This is a genomic window from Bacillus cereus group sp. BfR-BA-01408 (assembly GCF_022663305.1).
GTDB classification, from domain to species: Bacteria; Bacillota; Bacilli; order Bacillales; family Bacillaceae_G; genus Bacillus_A; species Bacillus_A pacificus.
In genome coordinates this window covers 1-205 of sequence record NZ_JAKUFF010000378.1, presented here as the reverse complement: position 1 = coordinate 205, position 205 = coordinate 1, and the positions used below count along the sequence as shown (strand labels likewise).

The following is a 205-nucleotide window of genomic DNA, read 5'->3' as shown; positions in this document are numbered from 1 at the left end:
GCTAGTAATCGCGGATCAGCATGCCGCGGTGAATACGTTCCCGGGCCTTGTACACACCGCCCGTCACACCACGAGAGTTTGTAACACCCGAAGGCGGTGGGGTAACCTTTTGGAGCCAGCCGCCTAAGGTGGGACAGATGATTGGGGTGAAGTCGTAACAAGGTAGCCGTATCGGAAGGTGCGGCTGGATCACCTCCTTTCTATG

The 205-nt window shown here is 57.1% G+C and carries 1 rRNA gene; it reads left to right on the top strand.

Features of this window, described 5'->3' with window-relative positions:
• Window positions 1–200, top strand: a 16S ribosomal RNA gene (locus MR083_RS27740); the annotation flags it as partial.
• Window positions 201–205 lie beyond the last annotated feature (5 nt).